This window comes from Rhodoferax lacus (assembly GCF_003415675.1).
In the GTDB taxonomy this organism is placed as follows: Bacteria; Pseudomonadota; Gammaproteobacteria; order Burkholderiales; family Burkholderiaceae_C; genus Allorhodoferax; species Allorhodoferax lacus.
Genome location: NZ_QFZK01000011.1, coordinates 117,228 through 143,481 on the forward strand (window position 1 = coordinate 117,228; position 26,254 = coordinate 143,481).

Sequence of the window (26,254 nt, forward strand, 5' to 3'; positions counted from 1 at the left end):
TCCACGCTGGCAACGCAAGGCCGCCCTCGTATCGCCTGCCCCTTCTCACGACGCAAGCCGTTCTGCATGTCGGGGCAAGAGGTGCTGTTCTAGGAAGCGCTCCCTATATCCGCCGCGCGCCAGCGCGTAGAGTGCAGGCACCGCATTCAGGAGCCTCATATGGTCACAAAGATTCACAAAAATTCGGCCACCCAGGCCGAAAGTCCCCCGCTGACAGATGCCGTCAAGGATTCGGCCCAGCAAATCTGGCAGGCCGGTCTGGGCGCCTTCACCCGCGCCCAGGCTGAGGGCAGCAAGGCCTTCGAGGCGCTGGTACAGGAAGGTGTGAGCATTCAGCGCAAAACGCAGGCCGTGGCAGAAGAGCGCATGGCCGATGCCACCCAGAAGATGGCCAGTATGGCCAGCGAGATCAGCAACAAGGCCTCGGGCCAATGGGGCAAGCTGGAACACATCTTTGAAGACCGGGTGGCCAAGGCGCTGAGCAATCTGGGCATGCCCTCTGCCAAGGAGATCAATGCGCTGATTGCCCATATTGATGAACTGAACAAGACAGTACAAGAGCTGAAGGGCAAACCCGCCCGGAAGACGCCAGCCAAAGTGGCGCCCAAGCCAGCCAGCAAAGCCACCGCAAAACCCAAAGCCAAGGCGCCAGCCAAGCGGCCCTGAGCCAAGGTCAGCCCGGCAAACACCACCAAGGCGCGCAAGCGCCTTTTTTTATTGCTGCAAAGCAATACGCCGTTTCACACAAGCACCCTACACTTTGCCCACATGCCCATGAAAGCCAACCCCACACGACGCCACTAGGCCAAAATAAGCCATGGTCAAAAAAGCCCCCCGCCGCACGGCCGAACGCATTCTTGAAGTGACGCTGGAGCTGTTCAACCGCTTTGGCGAACCCAATGTTTCGACCACGCTGATTTCGGCCGAGATGGGCATCAGCCCGGGCAATCTGTACTACCACTACCCGGCCAAGGACGAACTGATCAACGCGCTGTTTGACGCCTACGAGGGGCAACTCCACAGCCTGCTCAACGCCAGCGACAACGTGCGGGATGTGGAAGACGCCTGGTTCTTCATGCACACGTTGTTCGAGCTGATCTGGCAATACCGGTTTTTGTACCGCGACCTCAACGACCTGCTCAGCAAGAACCGTCGGCTGGAGACCCACTTCCAGTCGGTGCTGAAAGAAAAAACCCGCTCCATCAAGGCCATGCTGGACAGCATGAACCGGTGCAGGGCCTTGCACATGGACGCCCGCGAGATCGAACCCACCGCTACCAGCATGGTGGTGGTGCTGACCTATTGGCTCAGCTTTGAATACGTGCGCGACCCGCGTCGTGCCCTGGAGCCCGAAAGCGCGCAGGCCGCCCTGCTGCGCGGCGCGCAGCATGTGCTCAACCTGCTGGTTCCCTATCTGGAAGCCAGTCAGCGCACGCATTTGCTCAGCCTGGCCGGCGCCTACAACCCGGCTGCGGCCAGCTGAAGGACGAGCCGATGGCAAACTGGACACCCTTTGCCCCCAAAGGCCACTTTGCCTATGACAGCCGGGCCATCAAGAAACAATGGGCGCGCCTGCACAGCTGTGACCAGGAGCCTCTGCCCGACACCCCCGAACTGCTGCAGGCCTGGACGCATTTTCACAACGGCCACTTTGAAGAGGCCCACCTGCTGGGCCTGCGCCTGGGGCCTGCGGGCCTGACGGTTGCCAACAAGGCGGCCTGCGTTTACGCCGCACAGTTGGAAACACGGCAAGGCGAACGGCAGTCGATCTACCAACGGGTGACCGAGCGGGCCGAAGCACAAATCCAAAACCAGCCAGACAACCCCAACGCCCATTACCTGCTGGCATTGTCCCTCGGCCGCTACAGCCAGGGCATCAGTGTGACCCAGGCCTTGGCGCAAGGTCTGGGTAGCAAAATCAAGACGGCCCTGGAAACCACCATCGCCCTGCAACCACTGCATGCCGATGGCCACTTTGCGTTGGGCAGCTTCCACGCCGAAATCATTGACCGGGTCGGCACACTGATAGGCCACATGACCTATGGCGCCAGGAAGGAAGTCAGCCTGGAGATGTTCCTGCAGGGGTTTACGCTGCAGCCCCGTTCGCCCTTGGGTTTGGTGGAATACGCCGCGGCCCTGCTGATGCTCGAAGGCGACGCGCGCCAGGACGAGGCAGCTGCCTTGTTGGCACAGGCCGCCTCACTGCAAGCCATGGATGCGCGGGAGTATCTGGACATCGCGCAGGCCCAAGGCGGACTGGCACCGTAAGATGCAGGGTAAACACGTACAACCCTTCAAACCATGTCCGACCTCAAAACACAATTCGAAGCCGCTGTAGCCAACTCCAAAAACCTGACGGAACGCCCGGATAACAGCACGCTGCTGAAAATCTACGGCCTGTACAAACAGGCCACCACCGGTGACAACACCGACAAAAAGCCCGGCTTCTCCGACATGGTGGGCCGCGCCAAGTGGGAGGCCTGGGACAGCTTCAAGGGCACCGCCAGCGAGGCCGCCATGCAGCAGTATGTGGAGCTGATCGCGTCGCTGGACTAACCCTGTTTCGGCCTGTGGCCGGATCAGGCGCCTTTTTTGGTCACAGCCTTTTTGGCGGCCGGTTTGCTGGCCAGCAAGGCATCGAGGTTCTTCACAACCTCGGCCTCGATCTTGTCCTTGAAAGCGCCCAACAAAAAGCCCAGTGTGGCCTCCAGCTCAAAGCGCTCTTTGTTGACGAGCAGTGAGCCCTTCACGCCGGAGCGGGTGAAGTGCACCGTATCGGCCGACTTGCCTTCTTCATAGGTGCACGCCATGCCGAACTCGGTCTCTGCCTGCTGGGCCCAGGCGAGGGCAATTTTGCGGGCAGCGGACATACCCAGTGTGTGATCCCGAACTATGTGAAGATGAGCCATTACCGATTCCAAAGAAGACCATGTACAAATTCAAATCCCGCGCCGCTGGTGACCTGATCATGCTCGAGCCCAATGGCCGCCAGATCCTGGCCATATTGGGCCGCAGCGATGCAGCGTCACAGGCGCAAGGCATTCTGTTGCCCGAGCATATGCCAGAAGCCATTGCAAAACTCGAAGCTGCCATCAAGGCCGATGAAGACCACAAAGCGCAGGTAATCAAGGAAGCCCAAGACAAAGGCGAGACGCCGCCCCGTTTCGAGGGCATCTCCCTGCGCCAGCGCGCCGTGCCCTTCATCGAGATGATCCGGCGCAGCCTGAAGGACGAGAAGGAAATTGTCTGGGGGGTGTGATCTTCTTGAAGGCCTTCAACGGGTCTTGCCTCGCCAAGCTTCCAACTCCAATGTCCTGATGCCAAACCGCACTGCATTGCCGGGATGCAGTGCCTTGAATTCTTCCAGAACCAGTTCAATGAAATGCTTGCGGTCGTCTGGAGCAACCGTGTCTGGCACCCGCGTGCCAATGGCAGCCGCACTGGCTGCCTCGCCATTGCGCACCATGGCAGCAAGCACGTCACGCAACAACTCCACACGGTTGAGTTCGTAGACGCCAATCATGGCGTCCACATAGGCTGCCTGCGGCACGTCAATAAATGCGAGTGCCACCGGCAAGTAGACGCTGCCTCCAATTTCAACTGCCCTGCTGCGCAAGCGGCCACAGGCCATCGGATCCGCCATCAAACCGTCCGACAAAAAGGCATGCAGGGCGAGGACAGTGTCTGTGCTCAAGTGGGCATGTTGGGAATCGCCCACCAGGTATTCAATGGCCTGCTTGTGGTTCAGGACCATCTGGGTTTCCAGTGCGCCCTTGCCTTCGGCTGCCTGACCGAACGTGATCAGCCGCTCGGTATCCAGTCGGCTGTTGGTATTGCCTTTCAGCTGTGAGGACGCCCAGGACAGGGCGGTCAAGAGGCGGCTCAAAACGTCACGGGCAAAGGTACCCGCAGGTGCCTGGTCCGCCGGCGAGCGCCCCAAGGCATGCAACTGATCACGCAAGCCTTATCGCGTCACCTCAAGATTACTTGTAGCTGCGCACGTCCTCAATCACCTTGCCGTCATTGGGCAAGGCACCGGGTGCCAGCAGCTCCACCTGGCCGCGCAGTTTGGTCACGTCGCGGATGGCGTCACCTATACGCTCTGCCAGGCCTTCTGCCGGTGCGCCCGCCTCCACCTTCAGTGTCATCACGTCGTTGGCCATTTCGCCGCTGACCACCAGGCGCGCACGGCTGAGTTCAGGGAATCGCTTGACGATCTCATTCACCTGCTTGGGGTGCACAAACATGCCACGTATCTTGGTGGTCTGGTCGGCGCGACCCATCCAGCCCTTGATGCGGGTGTTGGTGCGCCCGGTGGGGCACTGCCCTGGCAGCACAGCCGACAGGTCACCTGTGCCAAAGCGGATCAGCGGGTAGTCAGGGTTCAGCGTGGTCACCACCAGTTCGCCCACCTCGCCCTCAGCCACCGGGTCGCCGGTGCCGGGGCGCACGATTTCCACGATCACACCCTCGTCCAGCACCAGGCCTTCCCGCGCTTCGGTTTCATACGCAATCAGCCCCAAGTCCGCCGTGGCATAGCACTGGTAGCCGGCAATGCCGTGGGCGGTGAACCAGTCGCGCAGTGAGGGCGGATAGGCCTCGCCACCGAACATGGCTTTCTTCACCGTGGGCAGCGCAACACCCAGCTCCTCAGCCTTTTCCACAATGATTTTCAGGAAGCTGGGTGTGCCGATGTAGCCCGCGGGTTGCAACTCGCGCATGGCCTGCACCTGCTGCTCGGTCTGGCCGGTGCCACCGGGAAACACGCTGCAACCCATGGCATGCGCGCCGGTTTCCATCATGGAGCCCGCAGGCACAAAGTGGTAGCTAAACGAGTTGTGGATCAGCTCGCCAGGCCTGAAGCCCGCCGCATAAATCGCCCGCGCCATGCGCCAGTAGTCTTTGGCCGTGCCCTCGGGCTCGTAAATCGGACCGGGGCTGGCAAACACGCGCGGCATGGCAGCGCCATAACCGATGGCACTGAAGCCGCCAAACACATTGCCCCCGGCCGCTCGCGCGGCCTGCTGGCGCTCCTGCAGCTCGGACTTGCGGATGACAGGCAAGGTGGCCAGCGCAGCGCGACTGGTGATGGAAGCCGGGTCCACATCGGCCAGCAAGGCAGCAAACGCTGCGGACGATTGCTTCGCGTGGGCTATCTGCCTTGGCAGAGCTGCCAACAAGGCAGCCTCACGGACTTCCGGCGTACGACTTTCCAGCGCATCAAACAGGGCGTTGTTCATGTTGCGCTCCTCAAGCCAACCAGCGTTTGCGGCGCTTGTAGCTTTTGACATCTTTAAAGGATTTGCGCTCGCCACCGCCCACGCCCAGATAAAACTCTTTCACGTCCTCGTTGGTGCGCAAGTCTTCGGCTGCACCATCCATCACCACGCGGCCGGACTCCATGATGTAGCCGTAGTCGGCGTACTTCAGAGCCATATTGGTGTTCTGCTCGGCCAGCAAAAAGGTGACCTTTTCCTTGGCGTTGAGGTCTTTCACAATCTCGAACACTTCTTCCACAATCTGCGGCGCCAGGCCCATAGAGGGCTCGTCCAGCAGCACCATGCTGGGGTTGGCCATGATGGCCCGGCCAATGGCGCACATCTGCTGCTCACCGCCCGAGGTGTAGGCGGCCTGGCTGGTGCGGCGTGTCTTGAGGCGTGGGAAGTAGTTGTAGACCTTCTCCAGATTGGCGGCCACCTCGGACTTGCTGTCACGGGTGTAGCCGCCGGTGAGCAGGTTCTCTTCAATCGTCAGGTGGGCAAAGCAGTGGCGCCCTTCCATCACCTGCACCACGCCGCGCTTGACCAGGTCGGCCGGCGACAGGTTTTCGATGCGCTCGCCGCGCAGCTCAATCGAGCCCTTGGTGACCGCGCCGCGCTCTCCCGCCAGCAGGTTGGAGATGGCGCGCAGGGTAGTGGTCTTGCCCGCGCCGTTGCCACCCAGGATGGCCACAATGCCACCCTCGGGCACCTGCAGGGACACGCCCTTGAGCACCAGGATCACGTGGTTGTAAATGACCTCAATGCCATTCACGTTCAGAACAATGTTTTTGGGTTCACTCATAGCGAAGTTTCCATTCAGACCAAATGAAAACTCCGCAAACCGAAGCTTTCATTTGGCGGCCCCAAGGGGCCACCAACACACCACACATCCGGCGCGGCAGTGGCAAGCGCAGCGAGCCACCCCTTCCAGAAACACCGCGGAACCGGCTTCGCCGGACCGCAGGTGTTGCCCCCTTGAGGGGGGAACAGGCCACACGGAGTGAGCCTGGAAGGGGGCGAGATTAAGACTGGCAATCCGTTGGAGCGCGACGGGTCAGCTTCTTGTCGGCCAGGTATTTGTCAGCGCCGGCCTTGACCATGGGCTTGATGATTTGCTCATCTGCCTGGTACCAGTCCGCACCCACGTTCCACTTGGCGCCGTCCCAGGTCTGCACACGCGCCCAGCTCGAACCCATATGGTCAGAGCAGCTGGTGCTGATGGGGCGAATCACGCCGGTCAGGCCCAGTGCGGCAAGCTTCTTGTCGTCCAGCGCCAGGTTCTCCAGGCCCCAGCGCACCTGCTCGCCAGTCATGACCTTGCCCTTGCCAAAGCGCTCTTGTGCGCGGCGAACGGCTTCCACGCTCAGGGCCTGGATGATCACGCCACGCGTGTAGAGCACGGAGCCCACTTCGTCCTTGGGTCCAGTGCCCTGGCCCTTGTCATGCACCGTCTTCAGAATGTCCTGGATTACCTTGGGTTGCGTACCCGAGGTGTTGAGTGCCAGTGCGTTGTAGCCCTTGGCGCCCTCGCCCACGTCCTTCACGTCCGGCTCGGCACCGGCCCACCACACGCCATACATCTTGTCGCGCGGATAGCCGGTGGCTTGGGCTTCCTTGAGAGCGGTGGAGTTCATCACGCCCCAGCCCCACAGCAGCACGTAGTCAGGGCGGTTCTGGCGCACCTGCAGCCAGGCGGCCTTTTGGTCCACGCCGGGCGCTGTCACAGGGATCTTGGCCAGCTCAAAACCGAGTTGGCGCGCACGCTCCTCCAGCAGGGGAATAGGCTCTTTGCCAAACGGGCTGTCGTGGTAGACCAGGGTGATCTTCTTGCCCTTGAGCTTGTCCAGGCCACCTTCTTTTTTGCCCAGGTGCTGGATCAGGATGTCGGCACCCGTCCAGTAGCTGCCCATCAGCGGGAAGTTCCACTTGAAGGCCTGGCCGTCCTGCGCCACCGAGAGACCGTAGCCCAAGGTGATGAGAGCCACCTTGTCGTTGACCACTTTTTCGGTCAGCGCAAAGGTGATGCCGGTGGCTTGCGGATCAAACAGGGCCACACCCGGCTTGCTTTTCAGACGCTCGTAGCATTCCACGCCGCGGTCGGTGGCGTAGCCGGTTTCGCATTCTTCAAAGGTGAGTTTCACACCGTTCACGCCGCCATCGCGGGCGTTGATCATCTTGATGTAGTCCTGCTTGCCGTTGGCCCATGGCACGCCATTGGGCGCGTAGGGCCCGGTGCGGTAGGACAGCAGCGGGAAAAACTGCTCCTTGGCTTGGGCAAAGGCGCTGGGTGCCGCCAGGCTGGAGGCAACGGCCACCACGAGGGCGGCTGAACGGGCTAGAGAAAAAAGCTTCATATGTCTCTCCTAAAAATTAAAGTGGTGAAGCACAGGGAAAATCAATGAGGGAAGGGCCATAGCCGCAGCTTCTGCTTGCCCACGGCCCAGAGCTTGGCCAGGCCATGCGGCTCCACAATCAGGAACCAGACAATCAGGCCACCAAACACCATCAACTCGGCATGCGACACGCTGGCGGTGGAAATCTCGAAACCAAACACACCGGTGATCGCAGGCAAAAACAGGTTGAGCGCAATTGGCAAGACCACGATGAAGGCTGCGCCAAAAAACGCACCCAATATAGAGCCCATGCCGCCGATGATGACCATGAACAGCAGCTTGAAACTCTGGTCCACCGAGAAGGCGGCGGGCTCCCAGGCACCCAGATAAATAAAAGCCCACAGACCACCGGCCACACCCACGATGAAGGAGCTGACCGCAAAGGCGCTCAGCTTGGCGTACATGGGGCGAATGCCGATGACGGCTGCTGCCACATCCATGTCGCGGATGGCCATCCACTCGCGGCCCACGGCGCCGCGCACCAAATTCTTGGCCAGCAGCGCAATCACGGCCAGCAGCACCAGGCAGAACCAGTACTTGGCCACCGGGCTCTCCAGCGACAGGCCAAACACCTGCAGGTTGTTGACCGACACCGAGCCCGACGACGAGTTGTTGGTGAACCACTGCACGCGCAGAAACAGCCAGTCCGCAAAGAACTGCGCGGCCAGTGTGGCCACCGCCAGGTACAAGCCTTTGACCCGCAGGCTGGGCAGGCCGAACAGCATGCCAAACAGCATGGCGCACACGCCCCCCAGCAGCAGCGCCACGACCAGCGGCATGCCGTCAATGCGCACAAAGAAGTTGTAGGCAGCATAGGCACCCACCGCCATGAAGGCGCCCGAGCCCAGTGAGATCTGGCCGCAGTAGCCCACCAGAATATTCACACCCACAGCAGCGAGTGAAAAAATCAAAAAGGGAATCAGGATGGCGCGGAAAATGTAGTCGCTGGCCAGCATGGGCACCACCGCAAAGCCCACGATCAGCAGCAGCGCCATGAAGATGCGGTCCTGGCGGATGGGCAGGATCTGCTGGTCCGCGCGGTAGCTGGTTTTGAATTGGCCGTTTTCTCTGTAGAACATTTTTTTATCTCGAAAATCTTTTGGTTACGACACGCTTCGCTTAACTTTGCTACGCAAAGTTAGTCTTCACCGAAAGATCATTGCTCGTGTTACACACGATCAATGATCTTTTCGCCAAACAAGCCTTGTGGCCTGATCAGGAGGAAGCCCAGGGCCAAAACATAGGCAAACCAGATCTCGATGCCACCACCCACAAAAGGCCCGATGTAAACCTCGGACAGCTTCTCCCCCACACCAATAATCAGGCCGCCCACAATCGCGCCGGGCACCGAGGTGAGGCCGCCCAGAATCACCACCGGCAGCGCACGCAGGGCTACTGTGGTGAGCGAAAACTGCACGCCCAGCTTGCTGCCCCAGATCATTCCGGCCACCAGCGCCACCACACCGGCCACGCACCACACGATCACCCAGATGCGGTTGAGTGGAATGCCAATACTTTGCGCGGCCTGGTGGTCATCAGCCACAGCACGCAGGGCGCGGCCGGTGGCAGTCTTCTGGAAGAACACACTCAGCAGGGCCACCAGAGCGGCGGCGATGATGGCGGCGTAAAAGTCTTCCTTGTTGATCAGGATGCCGCCCTGGAAGGTGCTCTCCAGAATCATCACCGGGTCCTTGGGCATGCCAATGTCGATCTTGTAAATGCTGCTGCCAAACAGCGACTGGCCCAGGCCTTCCAGGAAGTAGGTAATGCCCAGCGTGGCCATCAGCAGCGTGGTGCCTTCCTGGTTCACCAGGTGGCGCAACACCAGGCGCTCAATCACCCAGGCCACACCAAACATCACCACACCGGCGGCGATGAAAGCCAAGGCGTTGACGGCAAAGAAATCGGTGATGCCCAAGAGCGGAATCCATTCCGAGAAGCGCGCCATCGCCAGCGCTGCAAACAGCACCATGGCGCCTTGCGCAAAGTTGAACACGCCGGACGCTTTGTAGATCAGCACAAAGCCCAGGGCCACCAGCGAATACAGCATGCCGGCCATCAGGCCGCCCAAGAGTGTTTCTAAAAAGAATGCCATGTCTTTTTCCTTAGTGGCTGGTGCCGAGGTACGCGGAGATCACGTCTTCGTTGTTGCGTACTTCATCGGGCGTACCGTCGCCAATCTTCTTGCCGTAGTCCAACACCACCACGCGGTCGGAAATGTCCATCACCACGCCCATGTCGTGCTCGATCAGCACCACCGTGGTTCCAAACTCGTCGTTCACGTCCAGCACAAAGCGGCACATGTCCTGCTTTTCTTCCACATTCATGCCGGCCATGGGTTCATCCAGCAGCAGCACCTGCGGCTCCATGGCCAGGGCGCGGCCCAGGTCCACACGCTTTTGCAGGCCGTAGGGCAGTTGGCCCACGGGGGTCTTGCGATAGGCCTGGATTTCCAGGAAGTCGATGATGCGTTCCACCGCCTCGCGGTGCATGATTTCCTCGCGCTCGGCCGGGCCTATGCGCAGGGCCTGCATGAAGATGCTGCTTTTGATCTTGAGGTTGCGCCCGGACATGATGTTGTCCAGCACGCTCATGCCCTTGAACAACGCCAAGTTCTGGAAGGTGCGCCCTATGCCCATGCTGGCCACCTGGTGGCTGTCCATGTGGCCAAAGGTCTGGCCGCGGAAGGTGATCGTGCCGACCTGCGGCCGGTACACCCCGTTGATGCAGTTGAGCATGGAGCTCTTGCCCGCACCGTTGGGGCCGATGATGGCGCGGATTTCGTGTTCCTTCACATTGAAGGAGATGTCCGTCAGGGCCTTCACGCCGCCAAAACTCAGACTGATGTTTTTGACGTCGAGAATGACGTCACCGATTTTCTTATCGCTCATGCTGCAGCCTTCACAGGGGCAAATATTTTGGCGTCATCCAGCGCCAGTGTGGCGCTGACACTGCCGGTGCGGCCATCTTCAAACTTCACAACAGTCTCGATGAACTGTTCTTTCTTGCCCGCGTACAGCGCATCCACCAGCACACTGTATTTGTCGGCAATAAAGCCGCGCCGGACCTTGTTGGTGCGGGTGAGCTCGCCGTCATCGGCATCCAATTCCTTGTGCAGAATCAGGAAGCGGCTGACCTGGCTGCCGGCCAGCAGGGCATCGGCACTCAGGTCGGCATTCACCTTTTCCACACACTCCTTGATGAGTTGGTAGACCTCGGGCTTTTGCGCCAGGTCGGTGTAGCCGGCATAGGGCAGGTTGCGGCGCTCGGCCCAGTTGCCCACGGCATCGAAGTCGATGTTGATGAAGACGCAGACCTTCTCGCGCCCGTCGCCATAGGCCACCACTTCCTTGATGTGCTGGAAGAATTTCAGTTTGTTTTCCACATACTTGGGCGCGAACATGGCTCCGTCAAACGCCCCACCCTGGATGCGGCCCACGTCCTTCACCCGGTCGATGATCTTCAGGTGACCGTGCGCGTCCAGAAAGCCCGCATCGCTGGTGTGGTACCAGCCGTCTGCGGTGAGCACCTCGGCCGTCGCGGCCGGGTTCTTGTAGTACGACTGGAACAATCCCGGCGACTTGACCAGGATTTCGCCGTTGTCCGCCACCTTGATTTCCACTCCGGCACAGGGCACACCCACAGTGTCGGCACGGGCTTCGGTGTCGGGCTGCAGGCAGACAAAGACAGCAGTCTCGGTGGAGCCGTAGAGTTGCTTGATGTTGATGCCAATGGAGCGGTAAAAGCTGAACAGGTCCGGCCCAATCGCCTCGCCCGCGGTGTAGGCCACACGCACCCGGCTAAAGCCCAGGGTGTTGCGCAGCGGGCCGTAGACACAGACGTTGCCCAGGGCATAGAGCAGGCGGTCCATCAGGCCCACTTGCTCGCCATTCATCAGGGCCGGGCCCACGCGCTGGGCAACGGTCATAAAGGCTTGGAACATCTTGTGTTTGACAAGGCCCGCGTCTTCCATGCGGATCATCACGCTGGTCAGCAAGCCTTCAAAAATACGTGGCGGAGCGAAGTAGTAGGTCGGGCCAATTTCCTTCAGGTCGATGCTGGCAGTCGCCGCCGACTCGGGGCAGTTCACCACATAGCCGCAGGCCAGCCACTGGGCATACGAAAAAATGTTCTGGCCAATCCAGGCCGGGGGCAGGTAGGCCAGCACCTCTTCTTCGCTGCTGAGCTTGTCGAACTCGGCACCGGCGCGGGCGCGGTTGAGCAGCGAGTCATGCGTGTGCACCACGCCCTTGGGGTTGCCGGTGGTGCCAGAGGTAAAAAACATGGCGCCCACGTCGTCGGGCTGGATCTTGGCGACCTCGTCCTTGAAGAAGTCGGTGTGCAGGGAAGCGAAGGCTTTGCCACGGGCCTGCAGTTCGTCCAGCGAGGCAAGGCCCGGCTCGTCGTATTTGCGCAGTCCGCGCGGATCATCAAAGTAGATGCGCGCCAGCTGCGGGCACTGGGGACGGATTTCCAGCAGCTTGTCGACCTGCTCCTGGTCTTCGGCAAAGGCAAAGCTCACCTCGGCATTGTTGATGGGGAACACGCACTCGGCGGCAGCGGCGTCCTGGTACAGCGGAATCGGCACGGCACCCAGGGACTGCACGGCCAGCATGGTGGCATACAGGCGCGGGCGGTTGGCGCCAATGACGACCATGTGGTCATCCCGGCGCAGACCGGCCTGGTGCAGGCCGGCGGCCAGCTCTTCCACCAGGGTGGCTAAAGCCTTCCAGCTCAGGGTTTGCCAGATGCCGTATTCCTTCTCGCGCATGGCGGGCGCGCCCGGGCGCTGGGCGGCATGTTGCATTAGCAGTTGCGGAAAAGTCGTTCGCATGGGTTTCCTCTTGTTGCCCCTGTACCAAAACAGAGACTATTCGAATGACCCGATTATTGAATTCATCATTGACGCCAAGTTGTCATTCGGACGACAATTGAAACGCTACTTGGTAGGTGTTTTCCCTTCACTTATTCGCACCTTACAGATCGGAGCACAGCCATGGTCCACGACAGCGCACTGCACCAGCGCAGGCGCCCCCTTACCGAGCCCGAGCTCGACGCCATACCCTGGCTGCGCCTGCTCAGCAAGGAAGAAGCCCAGCGCGCGGTGGACGATTTGCGCATCACCGAGGCCCTGCCGGGCGAGTTTGTCTGCCGCATGGGCAGGCCTGTGACCTACTGGTTTGGCGTGGTGGACGGCCTCTTGAAAATGAGCACCGACAACGCCGAGGGCCAGACCATGACCTTCACCGGCGTGCCGCCCGGCGGCTGGTTTGGCGAGGGCACGGCCCTCAAGCGCGAGACCTACCGCTACAACATCCAGCCCCTGCGCAAAAGCCATGTGGCAGGACTCCATGTGGACACCTTCCACTGGCTGCTGGACCACTCCATTGGCTTCAACCGCTTTGTGATGAACCAGCTCAACGAGCGCCTGGGCCAGTTCATTGCCGCACGCGAGATTGACCGCCTGACCAACCCCGACATCCGCGTGGCGCGCAGCCTGGCCGCCCTCTTCAACCCCACGCTCTACCCCGGTGTGGGCGAGGTGCTGCGCATCACCCAACAGGAGCTGGCCTACCTGGTGGGCCTGTCGCGCCAGCGCGTCAACGAGGCACTCACCGCCCTGGCCGCAGAAGGCTCCATCCGGGTGGAATACGGGGGCCTGCGCATACTGGACTTGCAGGCGCTGCGCTCGCAGGTGTTCAAGGGCTGAAGCGGCGCCAATACGACTAAGAATGGGGCCGTAGCTCTTCGAGCCTTCGTTTGTTGAATTCCAGCAAGCAATCTAAATACTCAATTTCCCGAAGGGAGCCACTGCCAACGTAGTTGTATTCTGCTTTACAGCTGGCCTCCTTGTATGCAGTCCATGATTTTTGAGCCTTAGCAAACTCTGGCGCTGCGGCGGGAAGATGGGCCTTGGCAAGGATGTTTCTGTCGTTCCCTTGGTATTCAGTCATGTTTTGATTGAACAAGTCCGTGACTTGCTGTGTGCTGATTCGCAACGCCACGCGCTTGCAAAGGACCATTTGCTGCCCGGCTGTTGGAGATTCACATACCTGCGGTACATCTTCTGCGTTGGCGCAATAGAACGCAGTAACCACGAAAAAGCCAATCAGCGCCTTAGTGACTTGCATCGTAAGTTCCGGTTTTGAATAACTTGGCTTCATTTTTTCTTCTACCTGGTACGCGATCTGCAATGAACTTTTCCAACCACTCAGCTGCTGCCTTGAAGTCACCGCCATTCACCATTTTCGCGACTCTCTCAGCTCGGGTTTCGTTGCTGGAATCATGCTTTCCCCGATAAGGGCCGGTGTTGAATAGAACAGAGACCAGTGCGTCATATTCGTATTGATTGAGCGGGACGCGCACAAGTTGATTGATAAACCTCTCAACGTCTGCAATATCCGTTCTGGCAAATGCCCTGGCTTGGTCAATGGTGATTTCGTCGTCCATTTTCAGACGGTCTGCAGGCACCACTTTGTGGCCCAAGCCCACTGTTGGAATGCCGTATCCGTCGTCGTAGACCTTCAAGATCATTCCACTTACCACGCTTTGTCCGACCCAGTTCTTCCCGTTCGATACACCGCTCTCCAAAACCGCTATGAACTCAATGCCATCATCACTAACAATCCACGGCTTTCCCAGGCGCTCAGACTGTACAACCACGAGCGAGTTTGGGTCTGTGTTGGTTGTCCCCTGATACAAAGGCACTGGCAACTTGAAACCGACATGGCCGATGTAGACCTGCAAGTTTGCGGTTCCATCGGTTTCATAACGGTCTGTAAGTCCTCGGCCGTTGGCCACCCCATGAACGACCTTGCCCGTAGGCAACCTTACCGAGTAGAACGCCGCGGACAACGGTCTGCTGTTCGCATCCAGCAGCATGAATTGTTGGTCGTGCTTTGTCAGCGCAGTCGCGAATGATCGTCCGACCAATGGATAGAGTGCCGTGTCGTCCGCTACCCCGGCAGCACCTGCAACAGGTGATGGGACAACGCCCAGTGACTCCATTCGATCATCGACAGTCACTTTGGGCGTACCACTTGAAATAGTCTTGGCAACGAGTTTGGGTGGAACCTGGCATTTGCACAGGACGATGTCGTTCTCAAGCGCCATTTCAAAGCCATACATTGGCAGGCGATAAGGGCCACCCGCTTTGGCAATAGTGCCAATGCTTTTGCACGCGACACAATGAACAGCGCCACCTATGGTTGCGTAGGGAACTCCTTTAACCGTTGCCTGGGTGAAGGCACCAGGCATCACGGCGCCCCCACTGCTTGGTGGGTCACCAACAAGTACTGCTTTGCGCTCCATATTGCCCTCTATCAAATGTTGAATTTTTCATTATTGGCAAGTGGCATACAGACTCCTAATCAAACTGTTCAGCCTGGGCATTTACTCGCTACAGGTCCAAGCTGCATGCCAAACAGCTTGTGCTAGGCAAGAAACAACGGCCAGGGCCTAAACTGCAGCAATGCACACTGATGCCGACCATCTCAACCCAGTAAGCGGCGAAGCACACGGCCTCTTCGTTCTTTACCCGGCCCTTTCGCAGGTGCTGCCCAGCCTGGCGACCTTGGGGCCCGCTGCCGCTTCCATCCAGGTTCCCGCCCACACCGTGCTGTTCGATACCAACGCGCCCTGCCAGGGCTTCCCGCTGGTGCTCGAAGGCGAGATCAAGGTCTCGCGCCATGCGCCCGATGGCCGCTCGCTGGAGCTGTACCGGGTAGTGCCAGGGGAGCTCTGTCTGGTGTCGAGTGCCAGCCTGTTTCGCAGCACACCCTTGGCGGCGCAGGGCATCAGCACGCGGGCCACACGCCTGCTGCTGATCACCCCGCCGGTGTTTGTGCAATGGCTGGAGGCGCCGGTGTTTCGCAATGCCGTGCTGGGCCTGTTTGCCGAGCGCATGGCGGACCTCACCGGTCTGATCGACGCCGTGACCTTCCAACGCCTGGACCAGCGCCTGGCCGCCTGCCTGCTGGGGCGCGGCCAGGCGCTGGCGCTCACCCACCAGCAACTGGCCAATGAGTTGGGCACGGTGCGGGAGATGGTGTCGCGCCTGCTGCGCCGCTTTGAGCGCGAGGGCTGGGTGGAGCTGTCGCGCGAGCACATCCTGATACGCAACAGCCAGGCGCTGCGCGCCCTGGCCGACGGCCAACCGGCCTGAGCCTTCCACAAGGCGCGACTGAGTGGGTGTGACAAAAGTCACAGACACAGCGCCCGCAAGCCGATTCAATGCAGCCATCTACCACTCTGGATGGAAAAGGATTCCCCATGAAAACCAATGAAGGCACTATCGATCGCGCACTGCGTGTGGCCGCCGGCCTGCTGCTGCTGGCCCTGATGTTCACCGACACCATTGGTGTCTGGGGCTGGATTGGCGTGGTGCCGGTGTTGACTGGCGCCATTGGCTTTTGCCCGCTCTACACTGTGCTGGGTATCAATACCTGCCCCATGAAGAAGAGCTGATCAAACTGCCATGGGCGGGCTCGTAAAATGGCCCCATGACTGAACCCAAAGCCCCTCCCGTTTTCCGCCGCGCTGCACCCCCACCCGGACGCGCGCCCATCCCGGCAGGGCAAAGCAACACCCGGGCCGTGGGCCCCAACGGCACAGTGCGCCTGAACAAGCGCATGGCCGAACTGGGCCTGGCCTCGCGCCGCGAGGCCGATGAATGGATTGGCAAGGGCTGGGTCAAGGTCAATGGCAAAGTTGCCGAGATGGGCATGCAGGTCACGCCCGACGTGCGCATCGAGATCGACAAACAGGCCAAGGGCCAGCAGGCCAACCAGGTCACCATCCTGATCAACAAGCCCATAGGCCTGGTCAGCGGCCAGGCCGAAGACGGGCATGAGCCCGCCATCACCTTGGTGCAACCGCAAAACCGCTGGCAGGATGACAACGCCCGCTTTTTCTTCCACGGCAGCCAGCTCAAAAGCCTGGTGCCCGCCGGCCGCCTGGATATTGACTCCACGGGCCTGCTGGTGCTCACACAAGACGGCCGCGTGGCGCGCCAGCTGATTGGCGAAGACGCGGTGATGGAAAAGGAATACCTGGTGCGCGTGGTGTTTACCGGCCGCGCCAACACGGCGGCCGAAGCCTCGGCCGCGGCCACCTATGCCGCCCTGCCGTCGTCCACCACACAACTCAGCCGTATTGACGATGACGACCCCATCAGCAGCGACGTGCAGTCTGTCTTTCCCAAAAGCCAGCTGGCCCTGCTGCGCCATGGCCTGAGCCTGGACGGTCAGGCCCTGAAGCCCGCCCAGGTGGAGTGGCAAAACCCGGAACAGCTGCGCTTTGTGCTGACCGAAGGCAAGAAGCGCCAGATCCGGCGCATGTGCGAGCAGGTGGGTTTGAAGGTGGTGGGCCTGAAACGCGTGCGCATTGGCCGCGTCATGTTGGGCAACCTGCCCGTGGGCCAGTGGCGCTACCTGCAACCGCAGGAAAAATTCTAGAAAAGCTCAGGGCTTTTTAGGGGGTGGCGTAGTGGGCGTCAGATCCACGTACTCGGTATCCGGGAAGTCCTGCAGTTCCCCAGACTCGGTTGGCAGCACCGAGTCGTCCTGCGCCTGCAAGGTGTGCTCCCACAGGCCCCAGACGGTGTCGGTATTGCTTTCGGTCGCATCGGGCACCGGCAACGGGTCCAGGGAAAAGTCATGCGCGACCGCAGGTTTGCGGTCTGCGGGTTTGGGGGGTTCAGGAGGTTTGGCCACGGCGCCATTCTGCATGAAATTGACCCAACAAGCAGCACCTTGAAAATTGCCATCCTGCCCCTACCTATGGTGGGCTTTGCCATATGGGCCAAGCCAAGCAGACACAATCCTTTGTTTTAGACCTATAGAAAACCTATGAGCAAGCAAACCCTATCCTTCCAGGCCGAAGTCGCACAGCTGTTGCACCTGGTGACCCACTCGCTGTACTCCAACAAGGAAATTTTCCTGCGCGAGCTGATCTCCAACGCGTCGGACGCCTGTGACAAGCTGCGCTTTGAGGCCATCAACAACACGGCACTGTACGAGAGCGACTCTGAACTCAAGGTCCGCCTGGTGCTGGACAAGGATGCCAAGACGCTCACCATCACCGACAACGGTATTGGCCTCTCGCAGCAGGAAGCCATTGACAACCTGGGCACCATTGCCAAGAGCGGCACCAAGGACTTTGTGTCCAAGCTCAGCGGCGACCAGAAGGCCGATTCCCAGCTCATTGGCCAGTTTGGGGTGGGCTTCTACTCCGGCTTCATCGTGGCCGACAAGATCACCGTGGAATCGCGTCGTGCCGGCCTGCCCGCCGACCAGGGCGTGCGCTGGGTCAGCGACGGTGGCGCCAGCGGTGGCGGCGCGTTTGAGGTGGAGAGCATCACACGCGAGGCACGGGGCACCAGCGTCATCCTGCACCTGCGCGAAGACGCCATGGACTACACCCAGAGCTGGAAGGTCAAGGGCATTGTCAACAAGTACTCCGACCACATCAGCCTGCCCATCCAGATGGAAAAGGAAGAGTGGAAAGATGGCGAGCTGATCACCCCCGGTGACGAGAATGGCGGGCGCCAGCCTGGCGCCATGGTCAAGACCGGCGAGTGGGAAACCGTCAACAAGGCCAACGCCATCTGGAGCCGCGCCAAAAAGGACATCACCCAGGAACAGTACGACGAGTTCTACAAACAGATCAGCCACGATTTCGAAGCCCCGCTGGCCCACACCCACAACCGGGTGGAAGGCAGCACCGAGTACACGCAGCTGCTGTACATCCCGGGCAAGGCGCCGCAAGACCTGTGGAACCGCGACAAGAAGGGTGGCCTCAAGCTGTATGTGAAGCGCGTCTTCATCATGGACGATGCCGAGGCTCTGCTGCCCACCTACCTGCGCTTCGTCAAGGGCGTGGTGGACTCCGCCGACCTGCCGCTCAACGTCAGCCGCGAGCTGCTACAGGAAAGCCGCGACGTCAAGGCCATCCGCGAGGGCTGCACCAAGCGCGTGCTGTCCATGCTGGAGGACCTGGCCAAGAACGACAAGTTGCCAGAGGCCGGCGCGGACGGCGTGACCGATGTGCTGAGCGCAGAAGACAAGGCAGAGGCTGAAAAGAACGCTGGCAAATACAGCAAGTTCTACGCGGAGTTCGGCGCCGTGTTGAAAGAAGGCCTGGGCGAGGACTTTGGCAACAAGGAGCGCCTATCCAAGCTGCTGCGTTTTGCCAGCACCAGCAGCGACACGGCAGCCGTGTCCCTGGCCGACTACAAGGCGCGCATGAAAGAGGGCCAGGAGGCCATCTACTACATCACCGCTGACAACATCGCTGCCGCCAAAAATAGCCCGCACCTGGAAGTGTTCAAGAAAAAGGGCATTGAAGTGCTGCTGATGACGGACCGCGTGGACGAGTGGGCCCTGAACTACCTGCATGACTTTGACGGCACGCCGCTGCAAAGCGTGGCCAAGGGTGCGGTGGACCTGGGCACCTTGCAGGACGAGACCGAGAAGAAGGCAGCAGAAGAAGCCGCCGAGACCTTCAAGCCGGTGCTGGCCAAGCTCAAGGAAGCGCTCAAAGACAAGGCCGAGGACGTGCGCGTCACCACCCGTCTGGTGGACAGCCCGGCCTGCCTGGTGGTGCAAGACCACGGCATGAGCACACAACTGGCCCGCATGCTCAAGCAGGCCGGACAGACCGCACCCGAAGTGAAGCCCGTGCTGGAGGTGAATGCCGAACACCCGCTGGTGAAAAAGCTGGACGGCTCGGTGCACTTCCATGACCTGGCCCACATCCTGTTCGACCAGGCCCTGCTGGCCGAAGGCGGCTTGCCGGACGATCCGGCCGCTTACGTCAAGCGGGTGAATGCGCTGCTGGTGTAGGCCACGCGCGGTATTTGATAGACAAGCAAAAGGGGCCTCACGGCCCCTTTTGCTTTTTGGCGTTTATGGCGCTCAAAGTCCAGGCGTACCCAGCCTGATGCCCGTGGGTCAGAGCATGGCCAACAGGGGCTGCAGCACGCTGGCGCCCAGCTTGCGGGCGCGCGCGCCATTCCAGCCAACAGCTGGGTCGGGCAAATTTGCGTTGTCCTTGAAGGGCATCTCGATGGTGAAAGCAACACAGCCAAACTGCTGGGCAATCCAGTTGGTAGCCAGCGTGGTGTTGGCCGTACCGGGCGCCGCCTGGCCGTAGTTGACTGCGTCCTGAAAGTCCGGGCAACTGGCCAGCCAGGCTGCCTTGAAGGCATCCTCGCGCTCGGCAATGCGAGGCGAGTAACCCTGGGTGCCTTCGGAGCCCACCACAAAGTTGTAGGGCAGGCCCTCGTCGCCATGCACATCCAGGCACAGGTCCAGCCCCGTCTCCAGCATCTTCTGGCGCACACACCACACTTCGGGCGAGCGCTCCAGGCTGGGCTCCAGCCACTCGCGATTGAGGTTGGCGCCCGCGGCATTGGTGCGCAAGTTGCCCAGTACGGCGCCATCCGGGTTCATGTTCGGCACCACATAAAAAACGCAGTGCTGCAGCAGGCTGCGCGAGACCGAATCGCCACCATCGAGCAGGCGCTCCAGCATGCCCTCCACAAACCATTCGGCCATGGTCTCACCGGGGTGTTGGCGGGCTATCACCCACAGCTTTTTCTTTTCGGCAAAGGGGGTGGCGCTGTCGGCATCGGTCAGGCGCAGCAGCGACAGGTCACGGCCCTGTACGGTGCTGCCCAGGCGCTGCTGCACCACATGGGGCGAGGCCGAGGCACTGGCCAGCAGATCCAGATGCTGCTCCCAGGAGTAGGGCTCGAAGTAGGCGAAGTAGATGCACTGCGTCTCGGGGGTGGTGCGCGCCGTCATCACCTGGCCGTCAAACGCGGTCTCTATGCGAAACCAGTGTTGCCGGTCGTGGCTGGCCACCACGCTGTAATCCTGCCAACCCTTGGGGTAGGCACATTGCCCGGCATTGAGAAACTTCAGCACCACCGGCACGCCGGCCGCGCCCTGCAGGCTGAAGTGAAACCACTGGGCAAATTCGCTGGCGCTGTCGCGGCGGATATGGAGCTGGATGTCGCGCGGGTCGCTCAGGCTGATCACCTCGATGGCGCCGGAATCAAAAGCGGTGGAGATGTGCAGTGCGGTCATGGGCAGGGAACTTTCGCGGTACATGGGGACAGGCCCAAGCGTGGGCTCTGTGCCATTGTAGGTACCGCGCCGCGGACCCCGCTCAGCCCATGTCCTGCTCCGAAGATTCGACCCAGGCCTGCACATTGCGGTTCCAGCCCTGCACCTCGGGCAGCTCGCTGCGCAGATCAAAAATCTCCAGCATGCGCCGCTCTTCATGGCGCAAGCGCTCGGGGTAGACGATTCGGGGCAGCACATACAAGGGCTTGCGCTGCCGGGGTGCCTTGTATTCCGGCCAGCCCTGGTCTTTGACCAGCAAGGCAGATGGCTTGTTGGGCAGGCTGACACGGGCACTGCCCTCCAGCGTGGGCACCGTGATCTCGCCGCCCAGCGCCCAGCGCCAGACACTGATGGGCATGCTGACGGACAGGCGGCTCTGGTTCAGTGCAAAGAAGGGGTGCTTCTCAATCTGCACCGTCAACAGGAAGTTACGCGGCAGCGCCTCTGCGCCGGCGCGCGAACGGATATCGCTGGCCTCCACCACAGTGCCATCCAGTGTTCCGGGGTGGATGGATACGTCCACCATCCAGGCCTGGCGCACCGCCTTGCCCGCGCCCTTGCAGGCCGGGCAAACGGGAGGTGCCGGTTTGCACGCGCCACTGCCCTTGCAGGCATCGCATGGGGTCTGGACACCAAAGCATCCGAACACAGTGACAGTGCCGCGTCCAAAGCACTTCAGACATTTGGAGTCCACGGTCCAGGTGCCCGGCGCCTCGCCACTGCCCGCACAGCGGCCGCAGGTATCGGACTCCACGCCATTGACGCGTTTGATGCATCCAAAGGCGGCTTCAAACAGGCTGACGCGCAGCGTGCGTTGCACAGAGGCTTCGCGCGGCCTGGATGGCGCTGGGCGTGCGGACCTGAAGCCGGTATTCCAGTCGAATTCAAAAAATCCGGATTCTGGCTTGGCTGCCTGGGCCTTCAGGTTGGCGCTGGCGCTTTCGTACGCCTCCAGATGCTGGCAGACCAGCGCATAGGCCACATTGATGCGCTTCATGCGGGAGTCGGTTTCCGTGCCGGTGCTGACGTCCGGATGCCAGCGCATGGCCAGTGTCCGGTAGGCTGCCTTGGCCTCGGCCGGGCTGGCTTGCGCAGTCAGCCCCAATTCTGCAAATGCTTGTTCGATATCCATGGCTTGTGTCACCTGGTGCGGCCCTTGTTCGGGCACGTTCTTGTTGGGAGGACCTTGTGCTGCCAGATGGCTGGCACGCAGCCACCCGACATGCAAACCATGCTAGGTCACGCACTTCACCATAGTGCGTTTGAATGTTCAAAAACTGACATTTGAAAACGGGCCTGAAGCATGCCCGCAGGGAGCAAACTACTCGGTCGGCTTGACCGTCTCCACCTGGCGTTGGTAGTCGTCGTAGCTCTGGTGCGTCTGGGCGCGGCAGCGCTGAAGCTCTTGCAAGTCAGTCAGCCTGTCGCATTGCGCACGCTGCATTTCCTGCGCTGAAAAATAGGCTGTGCGCGTGCTGCAGCCGCATATACCCAACACCACCAGCGCGATACCCAACCTTGATTTGAAGGCCATGGAGAAATCCTTGTTGCAGTTCATGCAAGGTGAATGCGCATCACAGCGCCTCCACCACCTTGACCAGTTGCCCGGGCTTGGGCTCGCCACCGCCATACACCCCGTTGACCAGCCGCAACTGCTGCTCGGCGTTGGGCAAGGAGGAGCGCTTTGCCAGCTCTGCAAAGCCGCCCTTGGGATAGGGCAACAGTTTGATGCTCCAGGGTTTGGCAGCAGCCCGGTCCTGCGCGTTCAGGGCGCGAAAGCTTGCTTCGGCTTCGCGCAGGGCACTGCGGTTGGCCTGCAGGGTGGCCGCGTCCTTGGCGGCGGGTTGCAGCACATACATCTTGCTGTCCGGCCCGCTGACCAGGGTGACTTCCAGCGCCTGGCTCTGGCCTTGCGCGTCCTGGCGCGTGCCATTGAAGCGCGTGGCCTGCAGGCCGTTGATGGTCACGGGCTCCGTCTTGCCCTGCGCGGCTTTGAAGCCGTTGCGCAGCACCTCGGCGTGGGTCTTGCCGGCAGCGGGTGGCACCGGCTTGAGCAGCAGGCCTGCATCGCCTGCGGCATTCAGCAGTGCGAGCTGCGTGGCGCTGTTCTGGATGCGCCAGCCCACAGGAGCGGTGAGCGCAATGCCCAAGGCCCCATGGTAGAAATTGCGGCCGCGCACCAGACCCTGATCAGCACTTTCGCCAAAGGACATACCCGCAATCACTTTGAAGTAGCGCTCGCGCCCTTCATCCACATACTGCATCTTGGCGTCATATTGGTCGGCGGTCTGCTTGATCTGCTGCAGCCGTTGGTCATTGGAGGGGTGCGAGGCCAACCAGCCAGCACCCGTGGGGGCGGACTTGCCTTCTGCCTTGGCCTGGTCAGCGGCATAGCGCTCCTGGTTCTTGAGCACGGTGATCACGTCCACCATGTTGTGCGGGTCGTAGTGGTTGCGCGCCAGGTACTGTGCGCCCAGGCCGTCCGCCTGGAGCTCCTGCTCACGGCCGTAGGAAGCAATATAGCCAGCGGCCACGGTTTGCGACACCTGGCCTGCGAGTTGCCCCGCACCCGAGATGCCCTGGCTCTCCAGCACTGCACCCAAAATGCTGGCCGCAAAAACGCCCAGGCCCGCGTGCTGCTGGCTGGTGGCGCGCTGGGCGCCGTGGCGTGCGGTGACGTGGCCAATCTCGTGGCCTATCACACCGGCCAGATCGGCCTCGCTCTCCATATAGGCCATGATGCCGCGCGTCACATACACATAGCCGCCGGGCAGGGCAAAGGCGTTGATCTCGGGGCTGTCCAGCACGGTGAAGTGCCATTGCAGATTGGCGCGGTGTGACTGCGCGGCAAGCCGCTGGCCCAGGGCGTTGACATAGTCCTGCACGGCGGGGTTGTTGTAGACGCTGTATTCCTTGAGCACCTGCTGGTGCGCCTTCTGGCCCTCGGCCACCTCCTGCTCTTCGCTCATGGCAGAAAGCTCGGTCTGGCCACTGACGGGGTTCATGACGGCGGTGCCACAGGCGCACAGCAGGGTCAGCAGCAGGACTGCGGGCAGAAACTTCAAACGCACGGGCAAACGCATACAAACCTCTTTAGGGGGAGTGACATCCATGCGCGCCATTCTAGGCAAAGGCCGTGACGCCACGCTAAGTGTCAAACGGCCCGCCTTGGCGAGGGCGCTGCCCCTGATGACGTTGACGCTGACACATGTGCCTGAACATAGCCCCCCTGCTGCGCCACAAAGCCTTTGAACGCTTGCAGCAAAGGCAGGTAGTTTGGCGCATCGTCCTGAAGCTGCGCCAGCGCCGCGCAGCTGGCCTCCAGGGTGGAGCACTGGCCCGGCTTGTGCGCCTTGCGAATGCTGTAGCCCGACACGAGTGAATCGCCCAGCGACAGACGCGGCAGGCTTTGCAGCCAGGGGCTCAGGTGCAGCATCTTGCGGCTCTTGCGCCAGGTGGCGTCCAGCACCACCACACGTACCTGCGCCGGGTCCCTCAGCCGCGCGGCGTCCAGCAAGGCCGGGACCGCATGGGCTGGGTCATCCGAGAGCGGGTACAGCAGCACGGTGTATTTGGGTTCCTGCAAAAGCGTCTGCAAGGCGGCTGCATCAAAGACCTCGCCCACCACGATACGGCTGTTGGCAAGGCACAAATGCAACAGGCCCGCACTGTTCTTGGCATGGCCCACCTCCAGCGGGTGCTGCAATATCAGCACCTCGGTGGCCTGCGCCACGGGTGTGATCCATTGGCAGATGCAGGTACTCTGGGGGCGGGCACACACCGGGCAATGGGGGCGTTTGCGCGCGGGCGTCTGCATCATGCGGGCCAGTGTACCCGCCGACCCATGGGCTGTTCCAGAGCACATGGGGCATGGCGCCGATAATCCCTGCATGACCGAAACCACCTCCTCCGCGCCCCCTGTCGCTTCCACGGGCGCCAATGACTTCGCCGCCCTGGCCTTGTCCCCTGCCGCACTGGCCAACTTGCAGCAGCTGGGTTACACCACCATGACCCCCATCCAGGCTGCCAGCCTGCCCCTGGCGCTGCAGGGACGCGACCTGATTGCCCAGGCCCAAACCGGCAGCGGCAAGACCGCCGCCTTCGCCCTGCCCCTGCTCGCCAAACTCAACCCGCGCTGGTTTGCCGTGCAGGCCCTGGTGCTGTGTCCCACGCGCGAGCTGGCCGACCAGGTCACGTCTGAAATCCGCCGCCTGGCGCGGGCCGAGGAAAACATCAAGGTCGTCACCCTGTGCGGCGGCATTGCGCTGCGTGGCCAGCGCGCCTCGCTGGAGCATGGTGCGCACATCGTGGTGGGCACGCCCGGGCGCATCATGGACCATCTGGAGCGCGGCTACCTCACGCTCGAAGGCCTGAACACCCTGGTGCTCGACGAGGCCGACCGCATGCTGGACATGGGCTTTTTCGACGACATTGCCAAGGTCATCGCGCAAGCCCCCAAAGAGCGCCAGACCCTGCTGTTCTCTGCCACTTATCCCGAGGGTATTGAAAAGCTCTCCAAGCAGTTCATGCGCGAACCCCAGCGCATCACCGTGGCCGCGCCCAAGGCCGACAACAAGATCGAGCAGCGCTTCTACCAGGTGGAGCGCCTGACCCGCCTGAAGACCGTGGGCCTGCTGCTCAACCACTTCCGCCCGGTCAGCACCCTGGCCTTTTGCAACACCAAGCAGCAGTGCAAAGACTTGGTCACGCTGCTGCAGGAGCAGGGCTTTGCCGCCCTGGCCCTGTATGGCGAGCTCGAGCAGCGCGAGCGCGACCAGGTGCTGGCCCAGTTTGCCAACCGCAGTTGCTCGGTGCTGGTGGCCACCGACGTGGCCTCGCGCGGGCTGGACATCAAGGAGCTGGAAGCCGTGATCAACGTGGACATCACACCCGACCCCGAGGTGCATGTGCACCGCGTGGGCCGCACCGGCCGGGCTGGTGAATCCGGCCTGGCACTCAGCCTGGCCAGCATGAACGAGATGGGCGCGGTGGGCAAGATCGAGCAGTACCAGAACGCCCCCTCGGTCTGGTTCAAGGTGGAAGAGCTGACCGCCACCAGTGACTTGCCCTTGCAGCCGCCCATGGCTTGCCTGCAGATTCTGGGCGGGCGCAAGGAAAAAATCCGCCCCGGCGATGTACTGGGCGCGCTCACCAACGATGAGGGTGGGCCGGCCTACACACGCGAGCAGATTGGCAAGATCCAGGTCACCGAGTTCTGCACCTTCGTGGCCGTGGCGCGCGAGCTGGCCAAGCCCGCCTGCGCCAAGCTCAACGCGGGCAAGGTCAAGGGCAAGAGCGTGCGGGCGCGCATTCTGTAGCGCGAGCGCGGGGGCAACGTCCCGCCGCCGGGCCAATGGAATGGACGCCCCCCTCGCATTAGCGGCATCAAAGTGCCAAAGTGAGGGGTGTGTTTTCAACCCTCTGAAGCGAAAGGAGCGTCCACCATGGAGATTACGACAATTGGTATTGA

The 26,254-nt window shown here is 61.3% G+C and carries 28 protein-coding genes; 11 read left to right on the plus strand and 17 right to left on the minus strand.

Annotated elements, in window-relative coordinates; translation table 11 throughout:
- Positions 1 to 159 precede the first annotated feature (159 nt).
- The 4 genes from DIC66_RS16110 to DIC66_RS16125 all read left to right on the plus strand — a co-directional run bounded on the left by DIC66_RS16110 (position 160) and on the right by DIC66_RS16125 (position 2,556).
- Complete coding sequence (locus DIC66_RS16110) at positions 160 to 666, plus strand: phasin family protein (protein WP_117179030.1); 507 nt, start codon at positions 160 to 162, stop codon at positions 664 to 666.
- Between the two features lie 151 nt (positions 667 to 817).
- Positions 818 to 1,483 (plus strand): TetR/AcrR family transcriptional regulator, encoded by a 666-nt coding sequence (locus tag DIC66_RS16115; protein WP_117179032.1) that lies wholly within the window; start codon positions 818 to 820, stop codon positions 1,481 to 1,483.
- 11 nt (positions 1,484 to 1,494) lie between these two features.
- Entirely contained in the window at positions 1,495 to 2,268 is a 774-nt protein-coding gene (locus tag DIC66_RS16120) for a hypothetical protein (RefSeq protein WP_117179034.1), read from the plus strand.
- A gap of 33 nt (positions 2,269 to 2,301) precedes the next feature.
- Positions 2,302 to 2,556 carry an acyl-CoA-binding protein gene (locus tag DIC66_RS16125; protein WP_117179036.1) on the plus strand — a complete coding sequence of 85 codons (255 nt, stop codon included), beginning with the start codon at positions 2,302 to 2,304 and terminating at the stop codon, positions 2,554 to 2,556.
- A gap of 23 nt (positions 2,557 to 2,579) precedes the next feature.
- Here DIC66_RS16125 and DIC66_RS16130 read toward each other — a convergent pair whose 3' ends face one another.
- A complete protein-coding gene (locus DIC66_RS16130) occupies positions 2,580 to 2,909 on the minus strand; it encodes a polyhydroxyalkanoic acid system family protein (RefSeq protein ID WP_117179037.1) in 330 nt (109 codons plus the stop codon).
- A gap of 20 nt (positions 2,910 to 2,929) precedes the next feature.
- On the opposite strand from DIC66_RS16130, the gene DIC66_RS16135 reads away from it, so the two are divergent.
- Positions 2,930 to 3,259 carry a DUF1840 domain-containing protein gene (locus DIC66_RS16135; protein ID WP_117179039.1) on the plus strand — a complete coding sequence of 110 codons (330 nt, stop codon included), beginning with the start codon at positions 2,930 to 2,932 and terminating at the stop codon, positions 3,257 to 3,259.
- A gap of 15 nt (positions 3,260 to 3,274) precedes the next feature.
- Here DIC66_RS16135 and DIC66_RS16140 read toward each other — a convergent pair whose 3' ends face one another.
- The 8 genes from DIC66_RS16140 to DIC66_RS16180 all read right to left on the minus strand — a co-directional run bounded on the left by DIC66_RS16140 (position 3,275) and on the right by DIC66_RS16180 (position 12,488).
- Positions 3,275 to 3,961, minus strand: a complete 687-nt coding sequence (locus DIC66_RS16140; RefSeq protein ID WP_199534772.1) for a Fic family protein — start codon at positions 3,959 to 3,961, stop codon at positions 3,275 to 3,277.
- A 22-nt stretch (positions 3,962 to 3,983) separates the two neighbouring features.
- On the minus strand, positions 3,984 to 5,240 hold the full coding sequence (locus DIC66_RS16145; protein WP_117179041.1) for a phenylacetate--CoA ligase family protein: 1,257 nt from the start codon (positions 5,238 to 5,240) through the stop codon (positions 3,984 to 3,986).
- 10 nt (positions 5,241 to 5,250) lie between these two features.
- A complete protein-coding gene (locus DIC66_RS16150; protein WP_117179043.1) occupies positions 5,251 to 6,063 on the minus strand; it encodes an ABC transporter ATP-binding protein in 813 nt (270 codons plus the stop codon).
- 220 nt (positions 6,064 to 6,283) lie between these two features.
- On the minus strand, positions 6,284 to 7,615 hold the full coding sequence (locus tag DIC66_RS16160; RefSeq protein WP_117179045.1) for an ABC transporter substrate-binding protein: 1,332 nt from the start codon (positions 7,613 to 7,615) through the stop codon (positions 6,284 to 6,286).
- 41 nt (positions 7,616 to 7,656) lie between these two features.
- Entirely contained in the window at positions 7,657 to 8,733 is a 1,077-nt protein-coding gene (locus DIC66_RS16165; RefSeq protein WP_117179047.1) for a branched-chain amino acid ABC transporter permease, read from the minus strand.
- 89 nt (positions 8,734 to 8,822) lie between these two features.
- A complete protein-coding gene (locus DIC66_RS16170; protein WP_117179049.1) occupies positions 8,823 to 9,749 on the minus strand; it encodes a branched-chain amino acid ABC transporter permease in 927 nt (308 codons plus the stop codon).
- 10 nt (positions 9,750 to 9,759) lie between these two features.
- A complete protein-coding gene (locus DIC66_RS16175) occupies positions 9,760 to 10,545 on the minus strand; it encodes an ABC transporter ATP-binding protein (RefSeq protein ID WP_117179051.1) in 786 nt (261 codons plus the stop codon).
- The gene (locus DIC66_RS16180) at positions 10,542 to 12,488 is read right to left on the minus strand and encodes an AMP-dependent synthetase/ligase (protein WP_117179053.1); all 1,947 of its coding nucleotides are present in this window, start codon (positions 12,486 to 12,488) and stop codon (positions 10,542 to 10,544) included. Before DIC66_RS16180 ends, DIC66_RS16175 begins: the two co-directional genes overlap by 4 nt.
- Before the next feature lie 162 nt (positions 12,489 to 12,650).
- Here DIC66_RS16180 and DIC66_RS16185 point away from each other — a divergent pair, with 162 nt between their 5' ends.
- Entirely contained in the window at positions 12,651 to 13,364 is a 714-nt protein-coding gene (locus DIC66_RS16185) for a Crp/Fnr family transcriptional regulator (protein ID WP_117179055.1), read from the plus strand.
- 16 nt (positions 13,365 to 13,380) lie between these two features.
- Here DIC66_RS16185 and DIC66_RS16190 read toward each other — a convergent pair whose 3' ends face one another.
- Both DIC66_RS16190 and DIC66_RS16195 read right to left on the minus strand, forming a co-directional pair.
- Positions 13,381 to 13,785, minus strand: a complete 405-nt coding sequence (locus DIC66_RS16190) for a lysozyme inhibitor LprI family protein (RefSeq protein WP_158558922.1) — start codon at positions 13,783 to 13,785, stop codon at positions 13,381 to 13,383.
- Complete coding sequence (locus DIC66_RS16195; protein WP_117179059.1) at positions 13,772 to 14,965, minus strand: glycoside hydrolase family protein; 1,194 nt, start codon at positions 14,963 to 14,965, stop codon at positions 13,772 to 13,774. The genes DIC66_RS16190 and DIC66_RS16195 overlap by 14 nt, the downstream gene beginning before the upstream one ends.
- 160 nt (positions 14,966 to 15,125) lie before the next feature.
- On the opposite strand from DIC66_RS16195, the gene DIC66_RS16200 reads away from it, so the two are divergent.
- The 3 genes from DIC66_RS16200 to DIC66_RS16210 all read left to right on the plus strand — a co-directional run bounded on the left by DIC66_RS16200 (position 15,126) and on the right by DIC66_RS16210 (position 17,109).
- Positions 15,126 to 15,818 carry a Crp/Fnr family transcriptional regulator gene (locus tag DIC66_RS16200; protein ID WP_117179061.1) on the plus strand — a complete coding sequence of 231 codons (693 nt, stop codon included), beginning with the start codon at positions 15,126 to 15,128 and terminating at the stop codon, positions 15,816 to 15,818.
- A 107-nt stretch (positions 15,819 to 15,925) separates the two neighbouring features.
- Positions 15,926 to 16,120: a YgaP family membrane protein gene (locus DIC66_RS16205; RefSeq protein WP_117179063.1), complete on the plus strand. Its 195-nt coding sequence runs from the start codon at positions 15,926 to 15,928 to the stop codon at positions 16,118 to 16,120.
- Positions 16,121 to 16,155: 35 nt separating this feature from the next.
- Positions 16,156 to 17,109, plus strand: a complete 954-nt coding sequence (locus tag DIC66_RS16210; RefSeq protein ID WP_117179065.1) for a pseudouridine synthase — start codon at positions 16,156 to 16,158, stop codon at positions 17,107 to 17,109.
- Between the two features lie 6 nt (positions 17,110 to 17,115).
- On the opposite strand, the gene DIC66_RS16215 is transcribed toward DIC66_RS16210, so the two are convergent.
- Positions 17,116 to 17,367 (minus strand): hypothetical protein, encoded by a 252-nt coding sequence (locus tag DIC66_RS16215; protein ID WP_147321334.1) that lies wholly within the window; start codon positions 17,365 to 17,367, stop codon positions 17,116 to 17,118.
- Positions 17,368 to 17,502: 135 nt separating this feature from the next.
- Here DIC66_RS16215 and htpG point away from each other — a divergent pair, with 135 nt between their 5' ends.
- The gene (gene htpG, locus DIC66_RS16220) at positions 17,503 to 19,497 is read left to right on the plus strand and encodes a molecular chaperone HtpG (RefSeq protein WP_117179069.1); all 1,995 of its coding nucleotides are present in this window, start codon (positions 17,503 to 17,505) and stop codon (positions 19,495 to 19,497) included.
- Between the two features lie 108 nt (positions 19,498 to 19,605).
- Here htpG and DIC66_RS16225 read toward each other — a convergent pair whose 3' ends face one another.
- The 5 genes from DIC66_RS16225 to DIC66_RS16245 all read right to left on the minus strand — a co-directional run bounded on the left by DIC66_RS16225 (position 19,606) and on the right by DIC66_RS16245 (position 24,604).
- A complete protein-coding gene (locus tag DIC66_RS16225; RefSeq protein ID WP_117179108.1) occupies positions 19,606 to 20,745 on the minus strand; it encodes a M14 family metallopeptidase in 1,140 nt (379 codons plus the stop codon).
- Between the two features lie 82 nt (positions 20,746 to 20,827).
- On the minus strand, positions 20,828 to 21,916 hold the full coding sequence (locus tag DIC66_RS16230; RefSeq protein ID WP_147321335.1) for a DnaJ C-terminal domain-containing protein: 1,089 nt from the start codon (positions 21,914 to 21,916) through the stop codon (positions 20,828 to 20,830).
- A gap of 189 nt (positions 21,917 to 22,105) precedes the next feature.
- On the minus strand, positions 22,106 to 22,318 hold the full coding sequence (locus DIC66_RS16235) for a hypothetical protein (protein WP_117179110.1): 213 nt from the start codon (positions 22,316 to 22,318) through the stop codon (positions 22,106 to 22,108).
- Between the two features lie 40 nt (positions 22,319 to 22,358).
- On the minus strand, positions 22,359 to 23,867 hold the full coding sequence (locus DIC66_RS16240) for a M48 family metalloprotease (protein ID WP_233505961.1): 1,509 nt from the start codon (positions 23,865 to 23,867) through the stop codon (positions 22,359 to 22,361).
- Positions 23,868 to 23,938: 71 nt separating this feature from the next.
- The gene (locus DIC66_RS16245) at positions 23,939 to 24,604 is read right to left on the minus strand and encodes a tRNA-uridine aminocarboxypropyltransferase (RefSeq protein WP_420820499.1); all 666 of its coding nucleotides are present in this window, start codon (positions 24,602 to 24,604) and stop codon (positions 23,939 to 23,941) included.
- Between the two features lie 70 nt (positions 24,605 to 24,674).
- Here DIC66_RS16245 and dbpA point away from each other — a divergent pair, with 70 nt between their 5' ends.
- On the plus strand, positions 24,675 to 26,102 hold the full coding sequence (dbpA, locus tag DIC66_RS16250) for an ATP-dependent RNA helicase DbpA (RefSeq protein WP_117179073.1): 1,428 nt from the start codon (positions 24,675 to 24,677) through the stop codon (positions 26,100 to 26,102).
- Positions 26,103 to 26,254 lie beyond the last annotated feature (152 nt).

Coding starts and splice junctions, on each gene's coding strand:
- DIC66_RS16110 (WP_117179030.1), top strand. CDS start 160: ATGGTCACAAAGATTCACAAAAATTCGGCCACCCAGGCCGAAAGTCCC.
- DIC66_RS16115 (WP_117179032.1), top strand. CDS start 818: ATGGTCAAAAAAGCCCCCCGCCGCACGGCCGAACGCATTCTTGAAGTG.
- DIC66_RS16120 (WP_117179034.1), top strand. CDS start 1,495: ATGGCAAACTGGACACCCTTTGCCCCCAAAGGCCACTTTGCCTATGAC.
- DIC66_RS16125 (WP_117179036.1), top strand. CDS start 2,302: ATGTCCGACCTCAAAACACAATTCGAAGCCGCTGTAGCCAACTCCAAA.
- DIC66_RS16130 (WP_117179037.1), bottom strand. CDS start 2,909: ATGGCTCATCTTCACATAGTTCGGGATCACACACTGGGTATGTCCGCT.
- DIC66_RS16135 (WP_117179039.1), top strand. CDS start 2,930: ATGTACAAATTCAAATCCCGCGCCGCTGGTGACCTGATCATGCTCGAG.
- DIC66_RS16145 (WP_117179041.1), bottom strand. CDS start 5,240: ATGAACAACGCCCTGTTTGATGCGCTGGAAAGTCGTACGCCGGAAGTC.
- DIC66_RS16150 (WP_117179043.1), bottom strand. CDS start 6,063: ATGAGTGAACCCAAAAACATTGTTCTGAACGTGAATGGCATTGAGGTC.
- DIC66_RS16160 (WP_117179045.1), bottom strand. CDS start 7,615: ATGAAGCTTTTTTCTCTAGCCCGTTCAGCCGCCCTCGTGGTGGCCGTT.
- DIC66_RS16165 (WP_117179047.1), bottom strand. CDS start 8,733: ATGTTCTACAGAGAAAACGGCCAATTCAAAACCAGCTACCGCGCGGAC.
- DIC66_RS16170 (WP_117179049.1), bottom strand. CDS start 9,749: ATGGCATTCTTTTTAGAAACACTCTTGGGCGGCCTGATGGCCGGCATG.
- DIC66_RS16175 (WP_117179051.1), bottom strand. CDS start 10,545: ATGAGCGATAAGAAAATCGGTGACGTCATTCTCGACGTCAAAAACATC.
- DIC66_RS16180 (WP_117179053.1), bottom strand. CDS start 12,488: ATGCGAACGACTTTTCCGCAACTGCTAATGCAACATGCCGCCCAGCGC.
- DIC66_RS16185 (WP_117179055.1), top strand. CDS start 12,651: ATGGTCCACGACAGCGCACTGCACCAGCGCAGGCGCCCCCTTACCGAG.
- DIC66_RS16190 (WP_158558922.1), bottom strand. CDS start 13,785: ATGCAAGTCACTAAGGCGCTGATTGGCTTTTTCGTGGTTACTGCGTTC.
- DIC66_RS16195 (WP_117179059.1), bottom strand. CDS start 14,965: ATGGAGCGCAAAGCAGTACTTGTTGGTGACCCACCAAGCAGTGGGGGC.
- DIC66_RS16200 (WP_117179061.1), top strand. CDS start 15,126: ATGCACACTGATGCCGACCATCTCAACCCAGTAAGCGGCGAAGCACAC.
- DIC66_RS16205 (WP_117179063.1), top strand. CDS start 15,926: ATGAAAACCAATGAAGGCACTATCGATCGCGCACTGCGTGTGGCCGCC.
- DIC66_RS16210 (WP_117179065.1), top strand. CDS start 16,156: ATGACTGAACCCAAAGCCCCTCCCGTTTTCCGCCGCGCTGCACCCCCA.
- htpG (WP_117179069.1), top strand. CDS start 17,503: ATGAGCAAGCAAACCCTATCCTTCCAGGCCGAAGTCGCACAGCTGTTG.
- DIC66_RS16225 (WP_117179108.1), bottom strand. CDS start 20,745: ATGACCGCACTGCACATCTCCACCGCTTTTGATTCCGGCGCCATCGAG.
- DIC66_RS16230 (WP_147321335.1), bottom strand. CDS start 21,916: ATGGATATCGAACAAGCATTTGCAGAATTGGGGCTGACTGCGCAAGCC.
- DIC66_RS16235 (WP_117179110.1), bottom strand. CDS start 22,318: ATGGCCTTCAAATCAAGGTTGGGTATCGCGCTGGTGGTGTTGGGTATA.
- DIC66_RS16240 (WP_233505961.1), bottom strand. CDS start 23,867: ATGCGTTTGCCCGTGCGTTTGAAGTTTCTGCCCGCAGTCCTGCTGCTG.
- DIC66_RS16245 (WP_420820499.1), bottom strand. CDS start 24,604: ATGATGCAGACGCCCGCGCGCAAACGCCCCCATTGCCCGGTGTGTGCC.
- dbpA (WP_117179073.1), top strand. CDS start 24,675: ATGACCGAAACCACCTCCTCCGCGCCCCCTGTCGCTTCCACGGGCGCC.